Origin of the sequence: Halospina denitrificans, from assembly GCF_004364635.1 — a bacterium.
Lineage (GTDB): Bacteria > Pseudomonadota > Gammaproteobacteria > Pseudomonadales > Oleiphilaceae > Halospina > Halospina denitrificans.
Map to the genome: position 1 here is coordinate 275,455 of NZ_SOAX01000004.1, position 7,694 is coordinate 283,148.

10 protein-coding genes are annotated in these 7,694 nt (G+C 57.8%); 5 read left to right on the top strand and 5 right to left on the bottom strand.

The window, feature by feature from the left end; all coding sequences use genetic code 11:
- The first annotated feature begins 53 nt into the window (after window positions 1-53).
- Window positions 54-2,057, top strand: a complete 2,004-nt coding sequence (locus tag DES49_RS10790) for an oleate hydratase (protein WP_424955231.1) — start codon at window positions 54-56, stop codon at window positions 2,055-2,057.
- A 140-nt stretch (window positions 2,058-2,197) separates the two neighbouring features.
- Here DES49_RS10790 and DES49_RS10795 read toward each other — a convergent pair whose 3' ends face one another.
- The 3 genes from DES49_RS10795 to DES49_RS10805 form a co-directional block, all read right to left on the bottom strand.
- The gene (locus tag DES49_RS10795; protein ID WP_133736413.1) at window positions 2,198-2,830 is read right to left on the bottom strand and encodes a DedA family protein; all 633 of its coding nucleotides are present in this window, start codon (window positions 2,828-2,830) and stop codon (window positions 2,198-2,200) included.
- A complete protein-coding gene (locus tag DES49_RS10800; RefSeq protein ID WP_133736414.1) occupies window positions 2,827-3,177 on the bottom strand; it encodes a hypothetical protein in 351 nt (116 codons plus the stop codon). The genes DES49_RS10795 and DES49_RS10800 overlap by 4 nt, the downstream gene beginning before the upstream one ends.
- Before the next feature lie 109 nt (window positions 3,178-3,286).
- Window positions 3,287-3,802 (bottom strand): phosphate-starvation-inducible PsiE family protein, encoded by a 516-nt coding sequence (locus tag DES49_RS10805; RefSeq protein ID WP_133736415.1) that lies wholly within the window; start codon window positions 3,800-3,802, stop codon window positions 3,287-3,289.
- A gap of 191 nt (window positions 3,803-3,993) precedes the next feature.
- Between DES49_RS10805 and DES49_RS10810 the strand changes: the two genes are divergently transcribed.
- A complete protein-coding gene (locus DES49_RS10810) occupies window positions 3,994-4,833 on the top strand; it encodes a M90 family metallopeptidase (RefSeq protein ID WP_424955232.1) in 840 nt (279 codons plus the stop codon).
- Here the strand turns inward: DES49_RS10810 and DES49_RS10815 are convergent.
- Window positions 4,793-5,020, bottom strand: coding sequence for a hypothetical protein (locus DES49_RS10815; protein WP_133736417.1), 228 nt, complete (start codon window positions 5,018-5,020; stop codon window positions 4,793-4,795). The two genes, DES49_RS10810 and DES49_RS10815, sit on opposite strands and share 41 nt — an antisense overlap.
- Before the next feature lie 15 nt (window positions 5,021-5,035).
- Window positions 5,036-6,301 (bottom strand): FAD-dependent oxidoreductase, encoded by a 1,266-nt coding sequence (locus DES49_RS10820; RefSeq protein WP_133736418.1) that lies wholly within the window; start codon window positions 6,299-6,301, stop codon window positions 5,036-5,038.
- 111 nt (window positions 6,302-6,412) lie between these two features.
- Here DES49_RS10820 and arfB point away from each other — a divergent pair, with 111 nt between their 5' ends.
- From arfB to DES49_RS10835, 3 genes are all read left to right on the top strand, one after another.
- Entirely contained in the window at window positions 6,413-6,826 is a 414-nt protein-coding gene (gene arfB, locus DES49_RS10825; protein ID WP_133736419.1) for an alternative ribosome rescue aminoacyl-tRNA hydrolase ArfB, read from the top strand.
- 212 nt (window positions 6,827-7,038) lie between these two features.
- Window positions 7,039-7,284 (top strand): type II toxin-antitoxin system CcdA family antitoxin, encoded by a 246-nt coding sequence (locus tag DES49_RS10830; protein WP_133736420.1) that lies wholly within the window; start codon window positions 7,039-7,041, stop codon window positions 7,282-7,284.
- Entirely contained in the window at window positions 7,284-7,601 is a 318-nt protein-coding gene (locus DES49_RS10835) for a CcdB family protein (RefSeq protein ID WP_133736421.1), read from the top strand. Before DES49_RS10830 ends, DES49_RS10835 begins: the two co-directional genes overlap by 1 nt.
- Window positions 7,602-7,694: the final 93 nt, after the last annotated feature.

A 7,694-nucleotide genomic window follows, 5' to 3' on the forward strand; every position in this document is an offset into this window, starting at 1 on the left:
AGGATTTACCCCCAGAATGGCGCCCAGAATCCACCAAGTAAAGGAATCTCCGAGTGAACGGAACCAGTACCTCAAAACGCCTTCAGGCACACATTGACGCGCTCCGGGCGCAGAATATCCACGTCACCCCCGATGCCTCGGCAGACCACCTGCATAATGGTGTCGACACGCCACTGCCCCCTCCCGACCTGCACGGCGCCTATACCAACAACCGCCCATTACCCACCGAGGGCATTAAGGAGCGTCGCGCCTGGATCATCGGTGGCGGCATTGCTGGCCTGTCCGCTGCGTTCTTCCTGATTCGTGACGGTCATATGCCGGCCGAAAACATCACCTTCATCGAAGAACAGCCAATCGAAGGCGGGTCCCTAGACGGCGCCGGCAACCCGGAAGACGGCTACATTGTCCGCGGCGGCCGGGAAATGGAAATGACCTACCAGAACTTCTGGGATGTCTTCTCGGAAATCCCGGCACTGGACCTGCCCGAGCCGTTCACGGTCCTGGACGAGTACCGCATCCTCAACGATGCGGACAAGAACTGGTCGAAGGCGCGGCTTCTGGAGAAACAGGGCCAGATCAAGGACTTCTCGACCATGACGCTGACCGCGCTCCAACAGATGGAAGTCATCAAGCTCCTCCTGACCCCGAAAGAGGAACTGGATGATGTCACCGTCGAGCAGTGGTTCAGCGATGGCTTCCTGCGCAGCAACTTCTACACCTTCTGGCGCACCATGTTCGCCTTCCAGAACTGGCACTCGGTGCTGGAGATGAAGCTCTACATGCACCGCTTCCTGCACCTGCTGGACGGGCTCAACGACATGACCTCCCTGGTCTTCCCCAAGTACAACCAGTACGACAGCTTCGTGCGTCCGCTCACGGAATGGCTGAAGGACCAGGGCGTCAATATCCGGTACGACACCATCGTGACCGACCTGGAGATGGAAACCAGCGACAACACCCGGACTGTCACCAGCATCAAGTGCCACAGCGATGAGGGCGGAGCAACCCTGAGCGTGGACCGGAACGATCTCGTCTTTGTCACCACCGGCTCAATGACCGAGGACACCGCGTACGGCGATGACGACACAGTGCCGGAACTGCGTGATCAGAACGAGCCGGGACCGGGCTCTGGCTGGCAACTCTGGAAGAACCTGGCCGGGAAATCCGAGGTTTTCGGCCGGCCGGAGAAATTCTGCGGCGACATACCCGGCTCAATGTGGGAGTCAATAACGCTCACCTGTAAGCCCTCTCCTCTGATGGACAAGCTCAAGGAGCTGACCGTTAACGACCCTTACTCGGGTTTCACGGCAACAGGCGGCGTCATCACCTTTACGGACTCGGCCTGGCTGATGAGCTTCACCTGCAACCGCCAGCCGCACTTTCTGGACCAGCCCGATGATGTAATCGTGCTCTGGGCCTACGCCCTGTGGATGGACACGCCGGGCGATTACGTCCAGAAAACCATGGCGGAATGCACCGGTAAGGAAATACTGACCGAAATGTGCCATCACCTCGGGCTCATCGACCAGGTGGATGAGATCATTGCCGCAACCAAAACGCGCATGGCACTGATGCCCTACATCACGTCCCAGTTCATGCCGCGCGCCAAGGGCGACCGCCCCTGGGTGGTTCCCGAGGGCAGCACCAATCTGGCGTGCATGGGGCAGTTCGTTGAAACCCACAATGATGTGGTCTTCACCCTTGAGAGTTCGGTCCGCACGGCACGCATCGGCGTCTACAGCCTGCTCGATATCAGGAAACAGGTCCCCGACATCTATCCGGGCCAGTACGACCTGCGCCGACTGCTCAGGGCTACACGCACCCTGAACAACGACGAATCGTTCATCGGCGAGGGCATTCTCAGGCGCATCCTGGGCGGCACCTACTTCGAGCACATCCTACCTCTGGGCCCCGGTGAGAAACCCGGTGATCTGGACAGGCCCGGGCTGATGGAGCAGCAGATGGAAGCCATTCGCGGATTCATCGAGGAAAACCAGCCCCTTGAAGACGCCAGGGCATGGATCACGCGTGCTCTTGAACGGCTCCGTGGGCGCTAAAGCCATCCAGCGAAGCGGGTAGCTGCCCTGCGCAGCTACCCCGTTACCCGATACGTACACATCTTGCAGGTATTGCCTTCCTCGTCACGCGAATAAGCTCAGAAAATGCACCTCCGGTAATATGACCGTAGGTAAAAAAACTAGTCCCTGGATACCCTCTGCGGGGATTTCCTTCCCGCGCGGCCGTGGCGCCTTTGCATCACCCGCAACCACAACCCAAGGCCTACTGCGACAACACCACCGGCAATCAACCCACTCAAATCGGCGGCGAACTCGGCCACGGCCGTGAGGCTGTCGGCGAACATGTACCCGAGGCCGACATACATACCGACCCATACCACCTCTCCAGCCGCACTCCATGCGCTGAAGCGGGCCCAACGCATGCGCCCCGCGCCACTCGCGAAGTTGACGTAGGGCCCAAACGGACTGATCAGCCACCGGCTGAGAAAGACTCCCACTCCGCCCCACTCGTCAATTGACGCCCGCGCCCTACTCAACAGACGGGCCCGACTCCTCCGGGCCTCCGCCCATCGCTCCAGGGCCCGCGCACAGGACCGCCCGACCAGGAACCCGGTCTGGTCGCCGCTCAGGGCCCCGCCATAGGCTGACAGGCTTGCAGTGATCAGCACCAGATCCCCTGACGCAGCAAAGGCACCCCCGGTGAGCATCATCAGAGATGCCGGCACCGGCACAGCCAGACAGCTCAGGAAAGTGATGACGAACAGGGCCAGACTGCCGTAGTTGGCAACGAGGATGAAGACCGTGTCCGTCATTGACGGCCACCCTTATGAGTACGCGCAGCCTCATCGACGCGGCGTTGTATCTCCTCGAGGGTCAGATCGGAGCTCTTGACAAGCTCCGCCAGCGTGCGAGGCTCACCATCGACAGCTTCCAACTCCAGTACATCACGGACCACCGTAGGTGGCAGATCGTAGGAATGGGCCACATAGCGCGGGGTCATCCAGCCTTCCAACGGCTGGTTATCGTGGGCGGGATCAACCCAGTACAGGGTGAACATCAGCAGGCGCGCGGCAAAGAACAGCGTCACCACAAGCGCCGTAATAAACGCCAGAAAGAGGAAGCGGTGTTTGCGCCAGAGATTACGGGCAGCGGTCAGCAATTTACGGTATCCGCCTTGAATGCGTCGTGGACAGTGACAGTGCTCTGCGGAGTATGGGCGTCAAAAGCCAGCGCGACAAAGACGTCCGGTGGAAGTCCAGCGAGTGCCATCAATCATCCCACTCATGATATTGATTGCCCTGCCTCAACAGCCAATAGGTAATGCCAAGCGCCAGTGTGGTCGCCGCAATACCGATCAGGTACATGGGAGTCAGTGTTTCGAAATCCAGCACGATGACCTTCCGGGCAATGGCCATAAGCGCGGTGGCGACAACCAACTGCACGGGAAAGACATTGGTACCAAGATAGAGTCGTATATTAATGAAAATTTCCACGGCAATCAGCACTGCCATAAAAGCGCCGAACGTGTAGAAAATATCGTTAATGTTCAGAAGCAGGAAAGGTGGCGTGATCAGCCTGTCGTAAATGATGTAAATAACATCACCGACACCCCAGAGAATAACGGCGACCATCAGTACCGCAAGTACCCGAATCGCAAACCGAATAATCCGGTGCAGGCCGCGGAAAAACGGGTCCGGGAAATCAATCGGAAGTTCCTGATGGAGTTCGTGCCGGTCCTCTGGCGCTGACTGAGCAGGTGTTGCTTCTCTATCGCTATCGGCCATCCAAGTTCTCCATTAATCCCCGAAAAGCGCACGGAATCAGGCTTTTTTGACGAATTCAGATTTCAGCCGTTGACCTACAGGCTCTTAACCACTGTGGCGCCGATTGTTGCCCTCTTGCCTGTACGATATCCTGAACACGCCCGGTAAGACTATCCTTACTGGCAGAAAACGGGAGGCGCTGAATTGCCACAATGCTGATCTACACCCTCTGTGCGCTGGCTATTATTGGCGTCTTCATTTTCTACCTGTTTTTCTATCGCGCCTGGCGGCGGAACAGGCAACTCCAGCAACCATTCCCGGAGCACTGGCGGAAAACACTCAAAACCCAGGTGCCTTTATATCGCAAGTTGCCCGCTCAGCTCAGGCACCAACTTGAACAGCACGTACAGCTATTCCTGGCGGAAAAATCCTTCTACGGGTGCGACGGATTTGAAGTGGACGACACCGTCCGCCTCACCATTGCGGGGCATGCCTGCCTGTTGATCGTTGCCCGCAACTTCTCCGATTTCGACGAGATAGGCAGCATCCTGGTTTATCCGGACAGGTATTATGCCAGGGGTGTTGAAAGCGATGGGGTCGTGGTCAGCGTAAGCAACCAGGTCCGCGCCGGCGAAGCGTCAAACCACGGCCAGGTCGTGCTGGCATGGACCGATTGCGAGGAAGGCGCCGTCCATCCACACGGGCACCATAACGTGATCCTTCACGAATTTGCCCACCAGCTGGATTACCTGGACGGCACCGCCGATGGCGCTCCACCACTCAGCGGCGAACAGGCACGGCATTGGCAGGACACCATGACCCGTGCCTACGAACAGCTGCGCCACTCACTCCGTCATCACCAGAAACCCTGGCTCGACCCTTACGGCGCCACCGAGCCGGCGGAGTTTTTCGCCGTACTGACGGAAACCTTCTTTCAGCAGCCTGGTCATCTTCAGGCGGAACAGCCAGAGGTCTATGAGGCACTTTGCGGTTTTTTCCGGTTAGATCCTCTCAATCTCCGCTCACACCCAGCCGATCCAGGTAAAGGTTAAGCTCCGCTTCGCTGAGATTGACGTATTCCTGAACCCGGCCATAGAGCATGACGGTTGGCACGTTGCGACCATTCAGCTCACGCTGGGTTTCCTGCAATACATACAGGATGATCCGCTCAGTGCGAGTCAGACCGTCGCGCACATCAGGAATGGTTTCCAACAGGGTTTCAACGTCTTGCGGGCTCAATGTCAATTCAACCGGTTATCCAGAGTTGCTGGCGGCAGTGCCAGACGACGGCTGATTGATGGCATCCACCACGGCGTTGGCCGAGCGCACGGCGGATTCCAGCAGCGGCACGCCCTCGTAGGCCCAGGAGCCACAGAAAAAGACCTTGCGGCCGGGCTGACGGTGCCATTGGGATAAGGCTTCGTGCACCCGGGCGGTGCCGGGGTGAACCACCGCGCGCTCCAGCGGCACACAGGCGAGCACAGTGTCCGGGTCCGGTTCGAACAGCGGGTTCCAGGTCTGGAACACCGGCGCGCTGCCTTTGAGCGTAGGCTCGACCCGGTTAACCCAGACGGTGAACATGGGCTTTTCCAGCGCGTCGTCCATCTGGAAATTCAGCGCGGTCCAGTCCTCTTTCTTCGCGGGCATGAAACGTGAGTCCTGATGGACCCAGAGCTTGCCCGAGTCGAACCCGATATTTTCCAGCGTTTCCCGCTCATTGCCAAACTGCGTGTCATCCAGAAAGCTCAGATGATTGGCCTGGGTGGCGATGATCACCCGGTCGAACACACCGCCGTCGCCCCGCTCGTTATAGACCTTCACCCCTTCGTCGCCTTCCTCGACCTGCGCCACGGGGCTGCCGGCATGTACAGGCAGGTCTTTGGCCAGACCCTGGACCAGCGCCGGGGTGCCGCCCTTGAGGCGGCAGAGTTCAGTACCGTGGAGGATGCCATGGAGCAGCGAAAGCAGCTGCGTCGCCGGCCAGTTCAACAGGTGTTTTTCCTCACAGGTGCAGATGGTGGTGAGGATGGGCAGCACCAGCCCGCGCCAGAACAACGGGTCGAAATCATGTTGCTCCAGGATTTCACCCAGAGTGGCGTCGCTGTTCGCACGTTCGAGCTTGCGAGTCAGGCGACCCAGTTGCCAGACGCCCAGACCCATACGCAGTGCGCGGGGGTCCAGGTAGCGCCAGGAGCCGATAAAGGGCCAGCCCAGAACCGGCACTTCCCCGCTGCGGAACCAGGTGTAACGATTGGTCCAGCTGCATGAGGCGTGGGTGCGCACCTCGAAAGTGCCCACACCCACTTCCTTGGCGAGTTCGAGCACGCTGGGCCAGGCGTCGGAACTCATCACACGCAGGGGCACATCCACCAGGCCGCCATCCACCTTGAGGGAATGGGCGTCCATACCATGGCTGTTGCGGGCTTCGAACACGGTAACATCGTGGCCGGTGCAGCGCGCCCGATAGGCCGCCGCCAGCCCCGCCATGCCGCTACCAATCACTGCAATCGAATAGGTCATCCAGGACTCTTATCGTGAATAGAACCGAAGGGTACCAGTTTCCGGAACAGTTAAGAATCGGCTCAAGAAGTCATATTGGAGAGTGTTTCCCCCAAGCGGTATCGTAGGGACATGCTGAAGATATCCAATACCGTCGAACTTGCTGACTGGGAGATCGAAATCACCCAGATTCGCGCCCAGGGTGCTGGCGGCCAGAACGTCAACAAAGTCGCCTCGGCGGTGCACCTTCGCTTTGACATCCCCAACTCCAGCTTACCGCCCTTTTACAAGGAACGGTTGATGGCGTTATCCGACCAGCGCATCAGTAAAGAGGGCGTCGTGATCATCAAGGCACAGTCCTTCCGCACCCTTGAGATGAATAAAGAGGACGCGCTGCAACGCCTGAAAGCGCTGATTCAGGAAGCCGTAAAGCAGCAAAAAGCCCGTCGACCCACAAGACCGACACGGTCAGCAAAGCGACGCCGCGTCGACAGTAAAACTCGGAAAGGAAAAACCAAAGCCCTGAGGGGCAAAGTGGAGCCTTGAAGAAAACCGCTGCTCGGGCTGACTGGCTTGCCAGATGACGCCTTACTTATCGCCCAGGTTCGATATCACTACTGATTTAAAGCTTGGCTTTGCGGCTTGCCGGAGCGCAGCGTAGGTGCGTCCGACAACGGCCACTGGTTAAATGCTCTTGAATGCGCATTATCATGCGCATAAACTGAAGCTATGCATGCAACAGCCTATTGGAGGCTATGATGGCCGAACTTTACAACACAGACGCACCCAAAAAAGCAGCAAACTTATCAGTTAACAGTGACCTGCTCCGCAAAACGCGGGATCTGAACATTAGCCTTTCAGCCACCTTGGAGCGGGCCCTGAAAGAAGAGCTTGCCAAACGCGAAGCCGCTCAATGGGTCGAGGAAAATCGCGCTGCGATCAGAAGCTACAACGAGTTTGTCGAGCAGCATGGATGCTTCGGTGACGAATTCAGGGAGTTTTGATGGCGCAGTTCGATGTGTACCCCAACCCAAGCAAAGCCAGCAGAGCTCACTATCCCTACCTCGTCGATATCCAAAGTAGCCTCCTGACCGACCTGGCAACTCGTATCGTTATTCCATTGAGCAAGCATTCAGCTTTAGGGAGCCAGTCGATGCGGGGGCTCACGCCTGAAATATCCTTCGACGATCAACAATTGCTATTAATGACTCCTCAAATTTCCTCGGTGCCAGAAAAACATCTCAAAAATCCCGTCGGTTCCCTTTCACATTTCAGGGACCAGATTGTTGGGGCACTGGATCTCGCTATCACTGGCATTTAACGAATGATATGGACTCCCCCTGCTCCCACAGCATCGATGTGGCACATTGAAGGTGTCTGTGATCTTCAATCTGAAACAGGGGGAGTCATCATG